We start from the raw sequence: 19,812 nt of genomic DNA, 5'->3' as shown, positions 1-19,812 counted from the left end.
ACATTACCCCAGGCCATGGGCGGCTTGGAGAGGCGCGGCGATTATTTTGCCAATCCGGCAATGCACGGTGACACAAACAGCTCGCCGTGCCAGGCGCCCATCAGCGTGCGCCGGGCGACGATCAGCCACATCAGCACCAGCAACGCCACCAGCGCGCCGCCGAAGCCACTGAAGAACGCCAGCCCCAGCAGGTCCGCCAGCTTCAGGGTCGCCAGGGCATACACCCCCAAGGGGAAGGTGAAGCCCCACCAGCCGAGATTGAACGGGATGCCCTCGCGCAGGTAACGCGCGGTGATCAGCAAGGCCATCAGCATCCACCAGAACCCCAGGCCCCACAGCGTGATGCCGGCCACCAGGCCCAGCCCGGCGGCGATCTCGCCCACGCCGGGCAGGCCATTGGCGGCAAAAATCAGTGGGGCATCATTGCCCAGCAGCAACATGCCCAGGGCACCCGTGCCGATCGGGCCGAGGGCCAGCCAGCTCGACGCCGCCATATTGCCGTGAGGCAGCTTGTGCAAGGCCATGCGCAACAACAGGATGGTGAGGATGCTGAACGCAACCGGCAGTGAGAAGGCCCAGAGCACGTAGCTGGTGACCAGCATGATCAATTGCCCGTGGGCGTCGGCCAGGTGCGGCGCCAGCAATCCGCCGCTGGCGGCGGCGACTTCGGCCGCCACCACCGGCAGCAACCAGACTGCGGTCATCTGGTCGATCCGGTGCTCCTGGCGGGTGAACATCAGGAACGGAATCAGCACGCCGCAGGCCACGGACATGGCCACGTCGACCCACCACAATGCCTGCGCCAACGGCACCACGGCATCGCCCCAGCGCGGCAGCCCGAACACCAGCAAGCCATTGATGACAGTCGCCAGCCCCATGGGAATGGTGCCGAAAAACATCGACACCGTCGAATGGCCGAAAATCCGCCGCGCCTCGTCGAAGAACAACAGCCAACGGGCGGCGTACAGCCCGGTGAAGAGGATGAACAACAGCCCGTTGAACACCCACAAACCTTCACCCACGACACGCAGCGCCGGCACGTGGCCGGGCCACTGCGCCAGGGCCAGCGCCAGCACGCCGGTGCCCATGGTGACGGCGAACCAGTTGGGGGTGAACTGGCGGATGGCTTCCAGCGGCCTGGGCAAATGGCTCAGTGGCCGAAAGCGAGTCTTGGCGGCGCAGCATGTCATGGCGGAACTCCTCTCCTCGGTTGAGGTGAAGCCATGCTATAGCCAGGCCGAATATCTATATAACGGGTAATTTCTCTATCTGTTATCGATTTTGCAAATGACTAGCCACCGGCTCTAATGGCCACGCTGTGGGGTTGCCGCAGCAAACCCCACAGTGCGGTAATTGCCAGCACAATCAGTACGGCGCCATAGCCGTCGGTGGTCGGGATCAGGCCGAACACCCGCACCAGGTTCCCGGCCAGCAGCGACGGCAGGCTGAACGCCAGGTAACTGAGCACATAGAACGCCGACATCAAGCCGGCGCGCTCGTGGGGCAAGGCCAGCGGCATGATGCTGCGCAGCGCGCCGAGGAAGCCTGCGCCAAACCCGCTGCCGGTCACCAGCGTGCCGAGGAAGAACAACGGCAGGCTGGCGCTGTGTGCGGCGATCAATACCAGGGCCAGGCCGATTATCAGCAAACCGGCGGCCAGGCGCAGGATCTTCTCGGCCGCCTGGTTGCGCAACGTGAAGATGGACAACGCGCCGCTGAGTGTCAGCACGGCCACCAGTGCACCGCCAATCAGGTTGGAGGTCGATCCGGTCGCGTCCCGTACCAGGGACGGCGCCAGGGACAGGTAGAAACCGCCCACCGCCCAGGCCGACAGGTTCAAGGGCAACGTCAGCCACAGGGCCCGACGCGCTTGGATTGGCACATGCAAGGTCGGGCGCAGGGAACGCCAGGCGCCCGGTTGCGGGCTGACGCTTTCCGCCAGGCGCCAGAGATAGACCGCCTGGGCCAGGAACACCCCCAGCAAAAGCCAATACGTCAGTTGCAGGGGCCGTGGTGCGAACTCCGCGAGCAGGCCACAGCCCAGCGCTCCGCACGCCATGCCCAGCAAGGGCGCGACGCTGGTGATCAGCGGCCCTTGGCGACGGTCGAAGTCCAGCAATGCGGCGCCCAGCACGCTGGTGGCCATGCCGGTGGCGAAACCCTGGATCAGCCGGGCCGCGATCAGCCAGCCAGTGCTCTCGGCATTGATGAACAGCAGCATCGCCAGTGCATTGAGCAGCACAGACGCAAGGATCACCGGCTTGCGCCCCAGGTAATCCGACAGCGATCCCACGGTCAGCAGTGCCGCCAGCAGGCTGAACGCGTAGACCCCGAAGATCAGCGTCAGCACTGCGGGGGAAAACTGCAGCTGTTCCTGGTAGAGGTGATACAACGGCGTCGGCGCGCTGGACGCGGCGAGGAAACCGAGCAAAGTGAGCGCCAGGAAGATCAGGCTGGCGCGGGTCGAAGCTGGACTGGACATGGGCACGCTCCATCAGGATTCATAAAAGCTAATTTTTTGCTTTTGCGAAGTCTGCACCCGCCCCCTGCTTAAAGCAAATTCTTTGTGTTAAGGTCCGCCCCATGGCTATTAAAGAAGGTTTACGCCCCGGCGGAAGAAGCGCCCGGGTCCAGGAGTCGATTCATACGGCGGTGCGCGACCTGCTGCAAACGCAGGACCGCGCCACCCTGACCGTGCCGCAGATTGCCGCGCGCGCGGGGGTAACGCCGTCCACCATCTACCGGCGCTGGGGCGATTTGCCGACGTTGCTGGCCGACGTCGCCCTCGCCCGCATGCGCCCCGACAGCGAACCGGCCAACACCGGCAGCTTGCGCACGGACCTGCGCGCCTGGGCCGAGCAATACCTGGACGAAATGAGCTCCGAACCCGGTCGCGACATGATGCGCGACGTCCAGGCTTGCGCCACGCCGGGACATTGCGTGGGCATCATCGGCGCGCAACTGCAGACGATCTTCGACCGCTACCCCGACGAGCCCAACCCGGGGGTCGAACGGTGGATCAACCTGGTGGTGGCGCCGACGGTGTTCCGCATTCTTTTCGCCAGCGCACCGCTGGCGGTGGATGAGTTGTATCGGTTGGTGGACCTGGCGCTGGATCAGTAAGGCCGCATTCGCGAGCAAGCCCGCTCCCACATTGGATCTGAGGTGAACATAAATTTTGTGTCCACTGGAGAACCAATGTGGGAGCGGGCTTGCTCGCGAAGAGGCCCGAAAGAACACCGAATAATCTGAGCATTTTCCCCATCTGCGACACCCCGCCACGCCTCGACCTTGGTCGACACTGACGAACCCGAGCGGGCATGCGAGACTGTCCTGCCGGGCCGCAGTCCCGGTGTCTTTCGTCGGGAGTTTCCATGTCGTTGTCCAGCGGGCTGATCGCCGTTGTCGCCCTGGCCTATATGGCCATCATGTTCGCCATCGCCTTCTATGGCGACCGGCGCAGCACGCCGCTGCCGCCGCGGGTGCGTGCCTGGGTCTACAGCCTGTCGCTGGCGGTGTACTGCACCAGCTGGACGTTCTTCGGCGCCGTGGGCCAGGCCGCCGAACAGCTCTGGTCGTTCCTGCCGATCTACCTCGGGCCGATCCTCTTGCTGGTGCTGGCGCCGTGGGTCCTGCAGAAAATGGTGATGATCAGCAAGCAGGAGAACATCACCTCCATCGCCGACTTCATCGCCGCCCGCTATGGCAAGTCCCAATCCCTGGCGGTGGTGGTGGCGCTGATCTGCCTGGTGGGCGTGCTGCCGTACATCGCCTTGCAACTCAAGGGCATCGTCCTCGGCGTGAACCTGCTGATCGGCGCCGGTGCCGACGCCATGGGCACCCGCGCCCAGGACACCGCGCTGATCGTCTCGCTGATCCTGGCGCTGTTTACCATCGTGTTCGGGACGCGCAACCTCGATGCCACCGAGCACCACCGCGGCATGGTGCTCGCGATTGCCTTCGAATCTTTGGTCAAGCTGTTCGCTTTCCTCGCGGTCGGCGCGTTTGTGACGTACGGCCTCTACGACGGCTTCGACGACCTGTTCGACCAGGCGATGCTCGCGCCGCGACTGGAGCAGTACTGGAAGGAAACCATCAACTGGCCATCCATGGTGGTGCAGACCGGGGTGGCGATGATGGCGATCATCTGCCTGCCAAGGCAATTCCACGTGACCGTGGTGGAAAACATCGAGCCCCAGGACCTGCGCCTGGCCAAGTGGGTCTTCCCCGCCTACCTGGCCCTCGCCGCACTGTTCGTGGTGCCCATCGCCCTGGCCGGGCAAATGATGCTGCCGCGCTCGGTGCTGCCGGACTCGTTCGTCATCAGCCTGCCCTTGGCGCAGGCCCACCCGGCGCTGGCGTTGCTGGCGTTCATCGGCGGCGCCTCGGCGGCCACCGGCATGGTGATTGTCGCCAGCGTGGCGCTCTCCACCATGGTTTCCAACGACATGCTGCTGCCCTGGCTATTGCGCCGCAACAACGCCGAGCGGCCTTTCGAGGTGTTCCGCCAGTGGATGCTGTCGGTGCGGCGGGTGAGCATCGTGGTGATCCTGTTGCTGGCCTATGTCAGCTACCGGTTGCTGGGCTCGACCGCGAGCCTGGCGACCATCGGCCAGATTGCCTTCGCCGCCGTCACCCAACTGGCCCCCGCCATGCTAGGCGCGCTGTACTGGAAACAGGCCAACCGGCGCGGGGTGTTCGCCGGCCTCGCCAGCGGGATCTTCCTGTGGTTCTACACCTTGGTGTTGCCGATTGCCGCCCACAGCCTTGGCTGGTCCCTGGACAGCTTCCCGGGCCTGGCGTGGCTGCACGGCAATCCGTTGAACCTGCCGATCAGCCCGCTGACCCAAGGCGTCGTGTTGTCCCTGGCCGGCAACTTCACCTTGTTCGCCTGGGTCTCCGTGCTGTCGCGCACCCGCGTGTCGGAGCACTGGCAGGCCGGGCGCTTCATCGGCCAGGAAATCAGCGCCCGCCCCAATGCCCGGTCGATGCTGGCGGTACGCATCGAAGACCTGCTGCAACTGGCCGCACGCTTCGTTGGCGAGGAACGGGCGCGGCAGAGTTTCATCCGCTTCGCCTACCGCCAGGGCAAGGGCTTCAACCCGAACCAGAACGCCGACAATGAATGGATCGCCCATACCGAACGCTTGCTGGCCGGTGTCCTCGGCGCCTCGTCGACGCGGGCGGTGGTTAAGGCCGCGATCGAAGGCCGGGAGATGCAACTCGAAGACGTCGTGCGCATTGCCGACGAAGCTTCGGAAGTGCTGCAGTTCAACCGTGCGCTGCTGCAAGGCGCCATCGAGAACATCACCCAGGGCATCAGCGTGGTCGACCAGTCGCTGCGGTTGGTGGCGTGGAACCGTCGCTACCTGGAGCTGTTCAACTACCCGGACGGCTTGATCAGCGTCGGCCGGCCGATTGCCGACATCATCCGCTACAACGCCGAACGTGGCCTCTGCGGACCGGGTGAAGCGGAGGTGCACGTCGCCCGGCGCCTGCACTGGATGCGCCAGGGCCGCGCCCACACGTCCGAACGGATGTTCCCCAACGGCCGGGTCATCGAGCTGATCGGCAATCCGATGCCCGGCGGCGGTTTCGTCATGAGTTTCACCGACATCACCGCGTTCCGCGAAGCCGAACAGGCGTTGACCGAGGCCAACGAAGGCCTGGAGCAGCGAGTCGCCGAACGCACCCGGGAATTGTCGCAACTGAACCTGGCGCTGACCGCCGCGAAAAGCACCGCTGAGACGGCCAATCAATCGAAGACCCGCTTCCTGGCGGCGGTCAGCCATGACCTGATGCAGCCGCTCAATGCCGCACGCCTGTTCTCCGCCGCGCTGTCCCACCAGCACGACGCCCTGCCGAGCGAGGCCCGGCAGCTGGTGCAACACCTGGACAGTTCGCTGCGTTCGGCCGAAGACCTGATCAGCGACCTGCTGGACATTTCCCGCCTGGAAAACGGCAAGATCAATCCCGAACGCAAGCCGTTCGCCCTCGACGACCTCTTCGACACCCTCGGCGCGGAGTTCACCGTCCTGGCCCAGGAGCAAGGCCTGAAGTTCCGGGTCCGCGGCTCGCGCCTGCGGGTCGACAGCGACATCAAGCTGCTGCGGCGCATCCTGCAGAACTTCCTCACCAATGCCTTTCGCTACGCCAAGGGCCCGGTGCTGCTGGGCGCCCGGCGGCGCAATGGCCAGTTGTGCCTGGAAGTCTGGGACCGTGGGCCGGGGATCGCCGAGGACAAACAGCAGGTCATCTTCGAAGAATTCAAACGCCTGGACAGCCACCAGACCCGCGCCGAAAAAGGCCTGGGGCTGGGCCTGGCGATCGCCGACGGGCTGTGCCGCGTGCTCGGTCATACCCTGCGCGTGCGCTCCTGGCCGGGGCAAGGCAGCGTGTTCAGCGTCAGCGTGCCCTTGGCCCACACCCAGGCCGTCGCCCCTGGCGCGGTAGCCGAACCCAACGGTCATTTGCCAAGCGGCGCGATGGTGCTGTGCGTCGACAACGAAGACAGCATCCTGATCGGCATGCAGAGCCTGCTGACGCGCTGGGGTTGCCAGGTCTGGACCGCCCGCAATCGCGCCGAATGCGAGCGTTGGCTGGCCCAAGGTGGGCGGCCGCAGTTGGCCCTGGTGGATTTCCATCTGGACGACGGCGAGACCGGCACCGCGCTGATGGCCTGGTTGCGCACCCGCCTGGGCGAGCCGGTGGCCGGGGTGGTGATCAGTGCCGATGGCCGGCCGGAAACCGTGGCGCAAGTACACGCGGCAGGCCTGGATTACCTGGCCAAACCGGTGAAGCCGGCGGCGTTGAGGGCGCTGTTGAGCCGGCATTTGCCGCTGTAGCGAAGATCAGCTGTCGGACATCGAACCTGTGGCGAGGGGATTAATCCCCGCTGGGTTGCGCAGCAACCCCATGACCAGGCGCCGAGGTTTAGCAGACGAACCGTACCAACCGATAGGCGACTGCTGCGCAGCCGAGCGGGATAAATCCCCTCGCCACAGTTTTTTTATACCCGCCCCGGGTTCTGCCTTGAGCCTTGGGCCTGCTTCAACCTTGGGAGGGTTCGGTTTCCTCCGGCAACTGCGGCAACCCATCGGCATCCGCCATCGCTCGCTCCAGCAATTCGCCGGGCAGGCTCTTGCTGGCGCGGGCACCGAGCAGCTTGAGCTGCTCGCTGCGGCTGACGAGGTTGCCGCGTCCTTCGGTCAACTTGTTGCGCGCCGCACCGTAGGCCTTGTCCAACTGCTGCAGGCGAGCGCCGATCTCATCCAGGTCCTGGATGAACAGCACGAACTTGTCGTACAGCCACCCGGCCCGCTCGGCGATTTCCCGGGCGTTCTGGCTCTGGCGCTCCTGTTTCCACAGGCTGTCGATGACCCGCAGTGTCGCCAGCAAGGTGGTCGGGCTGACGATCACGATGTTGCGGTCGAAGGCTTCCTGGAACAGGTTCGGCTCGGCTTGCAGGGCGGCGGAAAACGCCGCCTCGATCGGCACGAACAACAACACGAAATCCAGGCTGTGCAAACCGTCCAGGCGCTTGTAGTCCTTGCCGGCCAGGCCTTTGACGTGGGCCCGCAGCGACCCCACATGCTGCTTGAGGGCGAGCTGGCCGATGGCGCCATCTTCGGCGGCCACATACTGTTGATAAGCCGTGAGGCTGACCTTGGAATCGACCACCACTTGCTTGTCGCCGGGCAGGTAGATCAGCACGTCAGGCTGGAAGCGTTCGCCGTCCGGGCCCTTGAGGCTGACCTGGGTCTGGTACTCGCGGCCCTTCTCCAGGCCGGCGTGTTCGAGCACGCGCTCCAGAATCAGCTCGCCCCAGTTGCCTTGGGTTTTCTGCCCTTTCAGCGCGCGGGTGAGGTTGGTGGCCTCGTCGCTCAGGCGCAGGTTCAACTGTTGCAACCGCTCCAGTTCCTTGCCCAGCGAGAAACGCTCCCGCGCCTCGGCCTGATAGCTCTCCTCGACGCGTTTCTCGAAGGATTGGATGCGCTCCTTCAAGGGATCGAGCAATTGGCCCAGGCGTTGTTGGCTGGTCTCGGCGAAGCGCTGCTCACGCTCGTCGAAGATTTTCCCGGCGAGCTCGGCGAACTGCGCCCGCAGCGCGTCTCGCGAACCCTGCAGGTCATCCAGGCGGTGCTGGTGGCTTTCCTGTTGCTCACGCAGCTCGGCCTGCAGCGACGCGGCCTGGGCATCGAGGCGGCGCAACTCCGCTTCCTTGTTGGCGCGTTCCAGGTTCCAGGCGTGGGCCGCGTCCCGGGCGTTGTCCCGTTCGATCTGCAACAACTCCACTTCGCGGGACACCGCCGCCAGCTCGGCCTGCTTGGCGGAGTTGGCCTGGCTGAGGTCGCTGATCTCGTCGCGGCACGCATCGAGCTGGGCGTTGAGGCCATCGTGGGCCATGTGCGCGGTGGCCAGGCGTTCTTCCAGCAAGGCCTGTTCGGCCTGCGCGGCGCTCGCCTGTCGTTGCAGGTGCCAGGCGAGGCCCAGCAACGGCACCGCAGCGCCTGCCAGGCCTAACAACAGGCTGGTCAAATCCATCGCCATGACAATTCCCGCTGCAAAGATAAAGCCCGAAGGTTAACCAAGCTGCCGGGGCGTTGCCCAGCCCGGTCTTCGAATTCAGTCGCCTATTTCACCGAGGGCCTGGCGAGCCCGGTGATCGCCGGCCCGGGCGGCCTGGCGCAGCAGGTCGTGGCCAATGCGCCGATCCCGGGCGTTCCCGCATTCGCGGCACATCAACTGCCCGAGACGGCTTTGCGCCGCGACCACGCCTTCGCGGGCCGGTTGCTTGAGCAAGCGGCCCGCCAGGTGCTTGACGCTGGGCTTTTCCCCCAGGCGCGGGTTGTCGAGCAGCCATTCGGCGACCCGCATCGACATGCGCTTGGTAGGGGTAACACTGGAGGGCGTGGCGGTAACAGGATTTGATACGGAGCGAAACTTCATAAAGCACTGCGGGACAGATCGGAAGGCGCGCCACTCTACTCCTTTTTTCCCACGGGTAAAGTCGAAAAAATCCAGCACGCCCGTGCTAGAGCAAGCGCTAGGGACAATCCACAGAAGCTGTGGATAACTCAGTGGACAACCCCCCTTGAACTCGCCGAAAGCCCTGTGGAACGGGGCCTGCGCTCAAACTGACGATTTTTTCACCAGTAAAAAAAAGCGATGTTTTTCATTGACTTAAATTTTCGATACAGGCAACGACCGGGGTTTGTTTCGACATGACAGTCCGGTGACAACTGGTACGGCGAGTGTGCACAAGTAACACCGGAAGCGGTTATAACCGCCTGCTTTTTTGTTTCATCCAGCGGTAAACCCTGGGGATAACCCGGGCGATCGTGCCCTGGGACGTGGCCCGGAGCCATCAGCGAACGCCCGAATCTTGTGCTATGCGAGCCTTCTGTTCCGTCATCCCGATGGCCTGGTTGAATATTTTTTAACCAGCGCCCTTCCCTTCAGTCATTCGATCCGTTACTATCCGCGGCGTTAGTACCAAGCTGAAAGTCAATTCCGGGTCGAACACTTCTCTGCGGTCAGCCATCCTCAACAGGACGCCTTACCGAAAAAAAGAGACCGGCCCCCTCGATGGTTTCCAGGTAACGCTTGCGCCCATACAGCCTTTGATCGAATGCAAAGGGTATTGCCAGGCTTCTCTACTCTGACCGAACCAACCTGCAAATTGATCAGGATCTTCACCCCGGGCCCAGAACCTTTGCCCCTGATGTGTTGCCTGCCCTCCTAAGTACCTACCTGCCAGCCCAAGCGCGCCTTTCATATAGCGCTCGAACTGGCTGCTTTGTTCCAGTCGGGTTCTTCGTTCGACCAATGGTGGTCGACGTTACTGGAACGTTTTAACGTTGCACGGTTCTTAACCGTGTCATTTGTAGGAACACCCATAATATGTCTACTCAAATCCAGACCCAGGATGCCATCCGCACCCTAACCAACGCTTTTGCCCCAATGAACTGCCTGATCATGGCCGCTCGCAAAGGCTGCTTCAGCTTCACCGTGGTCAACGAACACGGCATCGCCCGACACAGCGAACGCCTGTATCCCGATCAGTACTCCAGCGCAGAGCCGCTGCAGGCCGTGATCGAGCGTACCCGCCAGGCACTGGTTGCCTGACTCGCCGCAAAGGCTGAAACCCCAAAGGCCCCGCCCAGAAAGCGGGGCTTTTTATTGCCTGGCATTTACCGACAAAGCGAAACGGCGTAAGCACCAAGGGATATAACGGTTATAACCGTTCGTTGAAGATGTTTTAAAAACAGTCCTTTACAGCGCAAATATGACACTACACTTCAAGTCAAGCGGCATGAACCGCTTCCGGCGGAGCCTGAACCGATCCACCGCTGCCAAGCCCACACCCTTCAGGCTCCGCCCTTTTCACGCTTCGAGGGTCTTATGGGTATCGCTGCCAGCGAACTGTGTCGATATGTGATCCGCCCGACGCTCCTTTACCTGGAACGTCACAGCGCAACGGCGGAATCCCTGCTGCTGGGCATTGCCGCCAGCCAGTCGGGGCTCGGCTCCGCACTGCACGACCGCCGCGGGCACGGCCTGTATCGCATCACCGAACCGCGCCACCAAGCCCTGTGGGACCACTACCTGGCCCTGGACCCGGAGCGCGCCAGCCTGGTCCGTGGCCTGGCCAGCCAGCACGCCTTCCTCAGCGGGCCGCACCTGGAATTGACCGTCAACCTGCGCTACGCCACCGCCATCGCCTGGCTGCTGGTGGAAGAACAGAACACCACCTTGCCTGACGCCAACGATCTACTGGGCATGGCCCGCATCTGGCGCCAGACCTTCCATCCCCAAGGGCGCCTGCGAGACTTTACCTGCGCCTGGCAAAGCTGCATTTCACCCTTGAATCAGGTCGCTTGCTGATGGGGAAATTGGAATCTTCCTACAACGGACGTGAATCTGGTCGGATTGTCCTACAAAACCGCTCTAAATCAGGCCATACAGGCTATAGCGCTTGGGTGAAAATGTTGGTAATTTTCGCCCCGGTGACCACCAGGAGTTCTAACAATGAAAAAAATGATGCTCAAAACCACCCTTGGCCTTGCCGTTACCTTGGCATCCACTCAACTTTTCGCCAGTGGCTTTGCCTTGAACGAACAAAGCATCAGTGGCATGGGCACTGGTTTCGCAGGTCGTTCTTCCGCTGCCGATGATGCAAGCACCGTATTCGGCAACCCTGCCGGCATGTCGCGCCTCAAGCGCCAACAGGTCACGGGTGGCTTCGCGGCCATCGATGCCTCCACCGATATCGACGATGCCAGCGGCACCCACGCAGGCACCAACAAAGGCGACATGGTCCCGCTCACTGGCGTCCCGATGGGTTTCTACGTCAAGCCTATCGATGACCAATGGGCCTTCGGCCTCGGTGTGTACGCACCGTTCGGCCTGATCACCGATTACGAAAACGGTTTCCAGGGCGGCAACTTCGGCAGCAAGAGCGAAGTGAAGGTCGTCACCTTCCAGCCAACCGTCAGCTATGCCTTCAATGACAAGGTCTCGATCGGTTTCGGCCCGACCGTCAACCGTATTTCCGGTTCGCTGGAGTCGACACTGACCACGCCGCTGTCGCCGAACGACGGCGATGTGAAGATCAAGGGCGACGATATTGGCTACGGCTACAACATCGGCGTGCTGGTCCAGGCGACCGACACCACCCGCGTCGGCCTGACCTACCACTCCAAGGTCAAGTACAAGCTCGAAGGCCACACCGAAGTGAACCCGGGCGCCGGCACACCCGCCTTCCTGCTCAACAATGGTCGCTACGACGCCTCGCTGGATATCACCACGCCTGAGTCGGTGGATTTCTCGGTTACCCAGGAAATCAACGATGCCTGGAAAGTCTATGCCGGCAGCACCTGGACCCGCTGGAGCCGCCTGAAAGAAATCACCGTGAACAACGACGGCGTGACGGCCGCCGGCGGTGCATTGGCCCCCGCGTTCCTGGGCAGCATCACCGAAGAGCAGAACTGGCATGACACCTGGGCCTACGCCATCGGTACGTCCTACCAGTTGAACAAACAGTGGGTACTGCGTACCGGCCTGTCCTTCGACCAGTCGCCTACCAACAACGAAGACCGCTCGCCACGCATCCCAACCGGCGACCGGACCATCTTCAGCCTGGGTGCCGGTTGGAGCCCGACTGACGACCTGACCATCGACGTGGCGTATTCCTACCTCAAGGAAGAAAAGGTCAGCATCAATCAAACCAACGCCCTGGGCCAATCCTACAGCGCTGAATACAAGAACAGCGCCAACGGCTTTGGCGTCGGTGCTACCTACCGCTTCTGACGTTTCACGGCGAAGCTGAACCCTTCGTCATTCGAAGCGAAAAAAAGCCCCGCCCTCTGCAAAGGAGGCGGGGCTTTTTCATGGCGGGCGATCAGGGCTTGGAAGCGATGGCCGTCTCCACAGCCTTGATGAAATCGGGATCGTCAGGCTTGATCCGACTGGAGAAACTGCCGACCACCTTGCCCTGGCGATCCACGACGTACTTGTAGAAATTCCACTTCGGCGCACCGGACTGCTCGGCCAGGTGCTTGAACAACGGGATGGCATCGGCGCCACGCACCGGTTGCGGCTCGGTCATGGTGAAGGTCACCCCGTAATTGACGTAGCAGACCTTGGCCGTTTCGGCGCCGTCCTTCGACTCCTGCTTGAAGTCATTGGAGGGCACGCCCAGCACGTGCAACCCTTGGTCCTTGTAGCGTTGATTAAGCGCTTCGAGGCCTTTGAACTGGGGCGCGAAACCGCAGAAGCTGGCGGTGTTGACCACCACCAGCGGCTTGCCTGCAAAGCGTTGGCACAGGTCGATGGTTTCCTTGGCCCGCAATTTGGGCAACGAGCCCTCCAGCAACGGTGGGCAATCAGCGGCCCAGACGGGACCGGCCACAGCCAATAGAAGAGTCGGGACAGCAAGCCAGCGCATCAACATGTCGGCATTTCCTTATGGGCATTCAGCCTACGACGTTACTCGCCGAGTCCGACGCCGTCCATCCTTCAACAGCTGCCCATGCCCAATTGCATCAGCGCCAGGCCGCCGCGGTGCCAGCCCCACCAGGCGAAGGCCAGCAGCACACAGGCGCCGAGCGCCACCAGCCACGGGAGGACGCGACTCATGCCGCACCGGCCTGGGCTTGCAGGCGCGCCACCGGACGCTCACGCACCGGCCAGTTCAACGCCGCCGCCAGCAGGCTGAGGAGAATCGACACCTGCCAGATCAAGTCGTAGCTGCCGGTGCGGTCGTACACCACCCCGCCCAGCCAGCCGCCCAGGAACGAACCCAATTGGTGGAACAGGAACACGATCCCACCCAGCATCGAGAGATTTCGGACGCCGAACAGGGTGGCGACGGTGCCGTTGGTCAAGGGCACCGTGGACAGCCACAGCAACCCCATGGCCATGCCGAACAGATAGGCCGTGGTGGTGGTCACCGGCAGCCACAGGAACAAGCCGATGACCACGGCCCGTATCAGGTACAAACCGGTCAGCAAGCGCGGCTTGGACATGCGCCCGCCCAGCCAACCGGCGGTGTAGGTGCCGAAGATGTTGAACAGCCCGACCAGGGCCAGCACCGTCGTGCCGACGCTGGCGGCCAAGTGCTGGTCCACCAGGTAGGCCGGCAAATGCACGCCGATGAACACCACCTGGAAACCACACACGAAGAACCCGAGGGCCAGCAACCAGAACCCCGAATGGCTGCATGCCTCGCGCAGCGCCTCGGACAAGGTCTGCTCATGGCCGGACACCGGCAGCGGCGTGTCCTTGAGCATGCTTACCAACGGCACGATCAGCGCTACCAGCAGGCCCAGCACCAACAGGGCCGCCGACCAGCCCAGCCAACCGATCAGCCCCAGCGTGCCCGGCAACATGGCGAACTGGCCGAAGGAACCGGCGGCACTGGCGATGCCCATGCCCAGGCTGCGCTTCTCGGGCGGCACGGCCCGGCCCACCACGCCCAGGATCACCGAGAACGACGTGCCGGACAGACCGATGCCAATCAGCAGCCCGGCGCTCAACGACAGCGACCAGGCCGAATCCGACAGCCCCATGAACACCAGGCCGAGGGCATACAGTACCCCACCGGCCAGCACCACTTTCGCCGCGCCAAAACGGTCGGCCAATGCCCCGGTGAACGGCTGCGCCATGCCCCAGATCAGGTTCTGCAAGGCGATGGCAAAGGCGAACACCCCGCGGCCCCAGCCGAACTCGGCACTCATGGGCGCCAGGAACAGGCCGAAGCCATGCCGCACGCCCAGGGACAACGCCAGGATCAGCGCGCTGCCCACCAGGACCCAACCACAGGTACGCCACATCGATGTCATTCTTGTTCTCCGCTCGCGGGTATATACCCGCTTGTATTCGAACGAGGCAGCTTCACGCCAACTCGTCCAGCAAGGCCAGCAAGGCCGTGCGCTTTTCGGCGCCCAGCTTATCGATCAACCGTTGTTGCGCCGCCTCCCAGGCCGGCAAAGCCGCCGCCAACCGGGCATGCCCGGCGTCGGTCAGCACGACAATGCGATTGCGCAAATCCTCCCCCTCGGCCAACGCCACCAACCCCTCGCCCTCCAGCACCCGCAAGTTGCGCCCCAGGGTGCTGCGGTCCAGGCCCATGGCCTCGGCCAGGGAAGAAATGCTCGGTTGATCCAGGCGCGCCAGGTTGCTCAGCAAAGAATACTGGGCAACGTTGATCCCGAAGCCATCGAGGGCGCCGTCGTAATACCTGCTGACGCCACGGGCGGCGCGACGCAGGTTGATGCAGAGACATTGGGAAGGCAGCATGGTGCGTGTATATACCCGGGATTGAGGGAAAGCAAATTTAAATGGCGACTTTTACTTGTGTCGCGTGCCTCCAACCTCGCTTCAGTGTGGATTTCTGGTCAATCATGACAAACGGAAACGTCGACCCACCGGGAAAAATTCCCACAAAATCAGGCGCATTGGTTGGCGGCATTTTCAACCAATCCTCCCTAGAGTCCACCACCTGTAATGTCTGACAGGTTTCAGGGATTTTGAATCAAGCTATAAACGAAACCGTGCCTTCAGCCCCCACAGGTCTGAAGACGGGTCGCGCGAACCATGCCATCAAGACGTAGGAAGATTCTGCCCGCCCCCCACGCCATCAATACTGATGATGAATGGGAGTTTCAGTTATGTACCACAGCACCGCGATTTCCGGACGTTCGGCGCCATACCAGGACCATTACCACTCCACGGAAAACCCTACCTCTCAAGCGATCCGACTCACCAAGCGGGAGAAGGAGTTCCTGCAGTGGAGCGAGGCCGGCAAATCTTCCTGGGAGATTGCCGTCATCGTCGACTGCAGCGAGGCTAACGTCAATTATCACTTCAACAACATTCGCCGGAAGTTCGGTGTCAGCTCGCGTCATCTCGCGGGGAAGATTGCGCGTGAACGGGGGTTGATCTGAGCGCACCGATGGCTTCTGTGCAGCGGTCGTGATGTGCTTGGACCCTGCAGCGCAGCAATGAAACCGACCACACGCTCCAACACCGCGACATTTTCGGCCTCAGCACCTGTGACGATAGGCGAGTGTCGCACAGGCCTTCCTCGGAATCTCCATGCGCCTCCTACTGGCCGATGATTTTCCCGTTGTGCTGATGGGTATCGAGATCTGCCTTGGCGGCATTGATACGTGGCTAGTCTCCTGCGCACCGCGAATGAACAGGAGCAGGTGCATTTCCAAACAGTCAGGTCCTGACTTCAACCACCAGGGAGGCTGGCTCGGACACGTTACCGGAAATATCCAAAGCACAAACATCAAATACATACGCACCTGGAATCAAGTCGACAACGGTGTAATGGGTCAGTGGGGTGGCATCGAAATACTCGCAGTTATTATAGATGACATAGCCGTGCATACCGATATCGTCCGTTGACTCCTCCCAAGCCAGTGTCACCGAATCGGATGTCGAAGCAATTTCTCTCAAATTCCTTGGCACACTGGGTGGCTCAGTATCCTTGGGGATGTAGATCAAATCGAGCGATTCGGACAATTGCCCATAATAGTTGAACGTTTGCAGCCTTATGGCGTACTCCATATCAGGAATCAAATCTTTTAATGTATAGGTGGTGACCAAGGCTATATCTTTGTACTCACCATTGATGTTAATTCTCACGCCCGACACCATCTCTCCCTCTCCCAGGGTCCATCGGAGTTCAGCAGTTGTAGAGGACTGGGGCGTAATACTTACATCCGTTGGCGCCTGGGGTGGAGGCACAGGCGCCTCCCCCGTCGTTTTGAACACCGTCACCGGGCCAGCAGGCGAGAGGTTTCCATCGGCGTCCCGCGCGCGGACGTAAACCCAATAATAGGCTCCGCTGGTTAACCCGACGATCTTCTGATGAGCACCCTGGCTAAGGTAAAGATAAGGAATACCGTTGACGAACACCCTGTAACCCGTCACACCCACGTTGTCGCTTGACGGTGGCCAGGCCAGATCCACCGAATGGTCGGTGATGTCAGTCGCGACAGGCTGCCCAGGCCGGGAAGGGGGTTCAACATCAAACAGTACCGTTTCAAACCTCGTGGTTTCCGATACTTGCTCATCAAGTTTGGCGTAGACCGCAAATTCGAATGAGTGCGGAGCCTCTCCTGGGGACAGCTCGGCCAAGTTGAAATTAAAACCCAGAGAGTCCGCCGTAAAGCACCTGCCATTTACTGCAACCTCATGAGTCGGCCATACACCAAACATGGGATCCCACGAAAGCCGGCACCTACCCGCATGGTGTTTCAATTTCAAATTGGATGGTGCTCTTAATAATGTCTTGAACGCCACACAGGCTGGTTCGGACGAACCGACTGAATTAAAAGCAACAATCTTCACACGATAGTTAACGCCGCTTCGCAAGTGCTCAAGATTGAAAGCGGGCTGGTCGACCTGGCCTACCAGAAAATCATTGAGATAAATTCTATAGAGAGGGTTTCCGACATTGCTTATCGATGGTTCCCACTTCAGCCTCGCCGACCAAAATGATAGATCACTTACGTCCAATGCTCCTGGCGAGCTGGGAACAGCGGGCCTTATACGCAAGAAGTGAACACTGGGTTGCGAAACAATGTTCCCTGCTGCGATTGCCTTGATTTGGACAGTGTAAGGAACGTCCGTTGCCAGACCCGTTATTTCGCAAGGCGGCCGTGTCACGGTTGTCGCAGGAAAACCCTCGACGACCACTTCATAACCAATGGTATTGGGACATAAAGGGCACGCGGCATAGGGCTCATCCCAACTCAGCATGACCTTGGACAAGGTTTGCGTGTCCCTCACACCGCCTGGGGCACAAAGGCGTACAGCCCCGGCAGCGTCCACAGGATCGCTGAGAGTAAAGGAACGGCTCATGAAGAAAGCACCTCACCCGGCAGAGCTAACCTGGATCAAACGTCCCAAGGCGTCGTAGTCCAACAGACGTCCCTCTTCGTCCTGAATCATATGGCCGTCGGCATCGTACTCAAGCACTATTTCGGCTGGGTATCCAGGGACGCCTCCCGTATTGGTCACTTTGCGCAATTGCGTCCGGTCCATTGCGTTGTCATACGTATAAACGGCAACGTTCGTACCCTCGGGGGACGTGGTATTCACTCGGATCAGGTTGTCCAACGCATCGAATCGGAACAGCTGACTCAGAATGGTTTTACCGTAAGGGTCGACCGGCGGTTCACTGCCTTCACAGGTATAAAGTACCAGGCGCCCACGTGGATCATATTCGTAAGTTTCCTTACGTAGTATCGTCCCTCCCTCGGACAAGGTTCGCTCGATCAAGGCATCGACACTGTTATACACCTGAACCAATTGCTGCTCGACACCACCAAGGCTAAAGTTTCGCTGTACTTCACGCCCCAACCCGTCGTAATGCAGGTTGACTATCACGCTTTGTCCGCTGGTGCTGTCTTGGGTGCTGATCGAACTGAGCTGCCCCAGGCTATCGAACGTAAAATCCGATGAAAGCGTGTTGCCCAGGCGGGTCTGCTCCAGACGATTAGCATTGTCGTAGGTATACGACTGGATCTGATCCAGTACATTTCTATAGTTCAATAAAAGCCCTAATCGACTGTGCTTGTAGTGCATCGCATAAGTATCCTCCCCCTCCACGCGTGTCTCGCTTTTCAGTTCGCCGGTCGTAAAATAATCACGTGAGAGTTCCAGCCCGCCTTCCTTGCAACTGACAAGTCGAGCATTCTTACGGTCACGCACATATTCCGCTGTGACATCCCCCGGCAAGCGCCGCTGGCTGGGTTCTTCGCCCAGCTGGGGTTGATACACATAATTGATCAATTGGTTGCTGGCGGTGGTCAGGGTTGCCGGTTGGGTTTGCCCTGGCTCATAGGTAAACGTTTGCTTGCGTCCGCCAGTGATCGACTCGACCTTGCGTCCCAATCCATCGAAAACTTGTTGGCCCAGTTCTATACCATCGACACTTATTTGCGTCGGCAGATCTTCCGAACTGTGCAACGCATAACTGCGTCGAACCGTAGCGCCACCAGGAAGAACGGTGGTGACCATACGGTCGAAGACATCGTAGGTGTATTGGGTAATGGCATCGCGCGCATCGGTTTCCTCGACCGTTCGCCCGAGCCCGTCATAACCATAGCGGTGCCGGCTAATCAGCGTGCCGTCGGTCTCGAAGCGCTCAATATGATCGGGCTTTTCCAGCAGATTCAAGTAGGTCACCGTTTTACCGCTGACCTTCGCTTCAGCGTCGGTCCCTGCCCGCCATGCGGTCTGGATGGGGCCTTGCCAAAGCTCAGAGCCTATCGGATTCGTTTCCTCGTAGACCTTGACCCCGTCGGGCCCGGTGACACTGCGCTGCGCTGACCACCCGTCATATTCGTAGGTAGAGGTCAACGCCACTTGCTGCGCATCCCGCCAGTCGTATTCAGTTTCCTCGGTCAGGTTTCCAAACACGTCGTAACTCGCCGAGTATGTCTGCCGGTATTCTTCAGCGCGGACAGGGCTGTCGGCGTCCTGGCGTTCTTCATAGACCGGACGGTTAAGCCCATCGACCCGTGTCCGGGTCTTGACGCCCTTGACGTCAATGACCAATTGCTCGGCCTGCTGCCCATCCAGGGCAGTCAGAAGGTACGAGTATTGGCGCGTCGCCTCGAACTCCGGTTCGTCCGGCGCAACGGTTTCAGTCACGACGCGAGTCAGGGCGTCATACGTATAACGAATTTTCACTTGATTGTCGTCGCGAGTCAGCAGCGGCTTACCGTGAAGCAATGAGTCTTCACTGACGATCGTTTTTCGAACCTCTGACCCGGGTGCATCATCGTAGCCTACAAAGGTTTCGGTGGTTTCCAGCACGGTTTCACCGGCCAGCACGCTGGTCAGCCGCTTGTACTCGTACGAGGTCGTACTGGTCGTGCCGTTGAGCAGGGTCTGCTGGCTGGCCAGGCGGCCATGCAGCAAGGCGTTCCCCACCAGTTCGTGGTAACTGTTCAAGGTTTGCTGCAAGGTGGTTTCGTTGTCGCCCTCCACCTGCAACAGGGTTTCGCTGTCCACCGCCAGCCAGTCGTCCACCCCGCTGCCGTTCAGCGGCTTGTGCGCGCTATAGCGCAGGCGGGTGCGCAGTATCGGTGCCCCCGGCTCGCCCTGGGGCGAGGGGAATACCGTGGTGTCTTTCAGGTTGCGTTCGAAACGGTCCGCCGGACAGCCATCTTCACCGTCCTTGGAGTAGTAGCTGTAGACGGTCCTGATGCCGTTGGGTTCGACCTGTTCGGTCTGGTTGCCCTGGTCGTTGTAAGCGCTGCGGGCGACTTCGGCGCGGTATTGGGT

At 61.1% G+C, this 19,812-nt stretch carries 15 protein-coding genes; 6 read left to right on the top strand and 9 right to left on the bottom strand.

The annotated features are described in order from the left end of the window. Window positions 1–41: 41 nt before the first annotated feature. Window positions 42–1,190 carry a TDT family transporter gene (locus Q6A48_RS11805; protein WP_304554292.1) on the bottom strand — a complete coding sequence of 383 codons (1,149 nt, stop codon included), beginning with the start codon at window positions 1,188–1,190 and terminating at the stop codon, window positions 42–44. A gap of 101 nt (window positions 1,191–1,291) precedes the next feature. Next, window positions 1,292–2,482: an MFS transporter gene (locus tag Q6A48_RS11800; protein WP_304554291.1), complete on the bottom strand. Its 1,191-nt coding sequence runs from the start codon at window positions 2,480–2,482 to the stop codon at window positions 1,292–1,294. 101 nt (window positions 2,483–2,583) lie between these two features. On the opposite strand from Q6A48_RS11800, the gene Q6A48_RS11795 reads away from it, so the two are divergent. Together Q6A48_RS11795 and Q6A48_RS11790 are read left to right on the top strand one after the other, a co-directional pair. Beyond that, the gene (locus Q6A48_RS11795; RefSeq protein WP_304554290.1) at window positions 2,584–3,123 is read left to right on the top strand and encodes a TetR/AcrR family transcriptional regulator; all 540 of its coding nucleotides are present in this window, start codon (window positions 2,584–2,586) and stop codon (window positions 3,121–3,123) included. Between the two features lie 251 nt (window positions 3,124–3,374). After that, window positions 3,375–6,845 carry a hybrid sensor histidine kinase/response regulator gene (locus tag Q6A48_RS11790; RefSeq protein WP_304554289.1) on the top strand — a complete coding sequence of 1,157 codons (3,471 nt, stop codon included), beginning with the start codon at window positions 3,375–3,377 and terminating at the stop codon, window positions 6,843–6,845. A 205-nt stretch (window positions 6,846–7,050) separates the two neighbouring features. Here the strand turns inward: Q6A48_RS11790 and Q6A48_RS11785 are convergent, their stop codons facing one another. Together Q6A48_RS11785 and Q6A48_RS11780 are read right to left on the bottom strand one after the other, a co-directional pair. Further along, the gene (locus tag Q6A48_RS11785) at window positions 7,051–8,436 is read right to left on the bottom strand and encodes a DNA recombination protein RmuC (protein WP_304554371.1); all 1,386 of its coding nucleotides are present in this window, start codon (window positions 8,434–8,436) and stop codon (window positions 7,051–7,053) included. 189 nt (window positions 8,437–8,625) lie between these two features. Beyond that, a complete protein-coding gene (locus Q6A48_RS11780) occupies window positions 8,626–8,949 on the bottom strand; it encodes an SEL1-like repeat protein (protein WP_304554288.1) in 324 nt (107 codons plus the stop codon). A gap of 954 nt (window positions 8,950–9,903) precedes the next feature. Between Q6A48_RS11780 and Q6A48_RS11775 the strand changes: the two genes are divergently transcribed. The 3 genes from Q6A48_RS11775 to Q6A48_RS11765 all read left to right on the top strand — a co-directional run bounded on the left by Q6A48_RS11775 (window position 9,904) and on the right by Q6A48_RS11765 (window position 12,312). Continuing rightward, a complete protein-coding gene (locus Q6A48_RS11775) occupies window positions 9,904–10,128 on the top strand; it encodes a hypothetical protein (protein WP_016773719.1) in 225 nt (74 codons plus the stop codon). A gap of 276 nt (window positions 10,129–10,404) precedes the next feature. Further along, on the top strand, window positions 10,405–10,887 hold the full coding sequence (locus Q6A48_RS11770; protein ID WP_304554287.1) for a hypothetical protein: 483 nt from the start codon (window positions 10,405–10,407) through the stop codon (window positions 10,885–10,887). Window positions 10,888–11,031: 144 nt separating this feature from the next. Next, window positions 11,032–12,312, top strand: coding sequence for an OmpP1/FadL family transporter (locus Q6A48_RS11765; RefSeq protein WP_304554286.1), 1,281 nt, complete (start codon window positions 11,032–11,034; stop codon window positions 12,310–12,312). A 91-nt stretch (window positions 12,313–12,403) separates the two neighbouring features. On the opposite strand, the gene Q6A48_RS11760 is transcribed toward Q6A48_RS11765, so the two are convergent. From Q6A48_RS11760 to Q6A48_RS11750, 3 genes are all read right to left on the bottom strand, one after another. Further along, a complete protein-coding gene (locus Q6A48_RS11760; RefSeq protein WP_304554285.1) occupies window positions 12,404–12,955 on the bottom strand; it encodes a glutathione peroxidase in 552 nt (183 codons plus the stop codon). 181 nt (window positions 12,956–13,136) lie between these two features. After that, the gene (locus tag Q6A48_RS11755) at window positions 13,137–14,345 is read right to left on the bottom strand and encodes an MFS transporter (RefSeq protein ID WP_304554284.1); all 1,209 of its coding nucleotides are present in this window, start codon (window positions 14,343–14,345) and stop codon (window positions 13,137–13,139) included. A gap of 52 nt (window positions 14,346–14,397) precedes the next feature. Next, on the bottom strand, window positions 14,398–14,802 hold the full coding sequence (locus Q6A48_RS11750; protein ID WP_047736511.1) for a MarR family winged helix-turn-helix transcriptional regulator: 405 nt from the start codon (window positions 14,800–14,802) through the stop codon (window positions 14,398–14,400). Between the two features lie 371 nt (window positions 14,803–15,173). On the opposite strand from Q6A48_RS11750, the gene Q6A48_RS11745 reads away from it, so the two are divergent. Next, the gene (locus Q6A48_RS11745) at window positions 15,174–15,449 is read left to right on the top strand and encodes a LuxR family transcriptional regulator (RefSeq protein WP_304554283.1); all 276 of its coding nucleotides are present in this window, start codon (window positions 15,174–15,176) and stop codon (window positions 15,447–15,449) included. A gap of 280 nt (window positions 15,450–15,729) precedes the next feature. Here Q6A48_RS11745 and Q6A48_RS11740 read toward each other — a convergent pair whose 3' ends face one another. Both Q6A48_RS11740 and Q6A48_RS11735 read right to left on the bottom strand, forming a co-directional pair. Next, a complete protein-coding gene (locus Q6A48_RS11740) occupies window positions 15,730–17,379 on the bottom strand; it encodes a fibronectin type III domain-containing protein (protein ID WP_304554282.1) in 1,650 nt (549 codons plus the stop codon). A gap of 12 nt (window positions 17,380–17,391) precedes the next feature. After that, a partial coding sequence (locus Q6A48_RS11735) for an RHS repeat domain-containing protein (RefSeq protein ID WP_369811690.1) occupies window positions 17,392–19,812 on the bottom strand: 2,421 nt, incomplete at its 5' end.

It is taken from the genome of Pseudomonas citrullilanati, assembly GCF_030580855.1.
Classification (GTDB): Bacteria; Pseudomonadota; Gammaproteobacteria; order Pseudomonadales; family Pseudomonadaceae; genus Aquipseudomonas; species Aquipseudomonas citrulli.
Note: the sequence above shows the minus strand (reverse complement) of the source record. Positions and strands in the feature narration are given on the sequence as shown.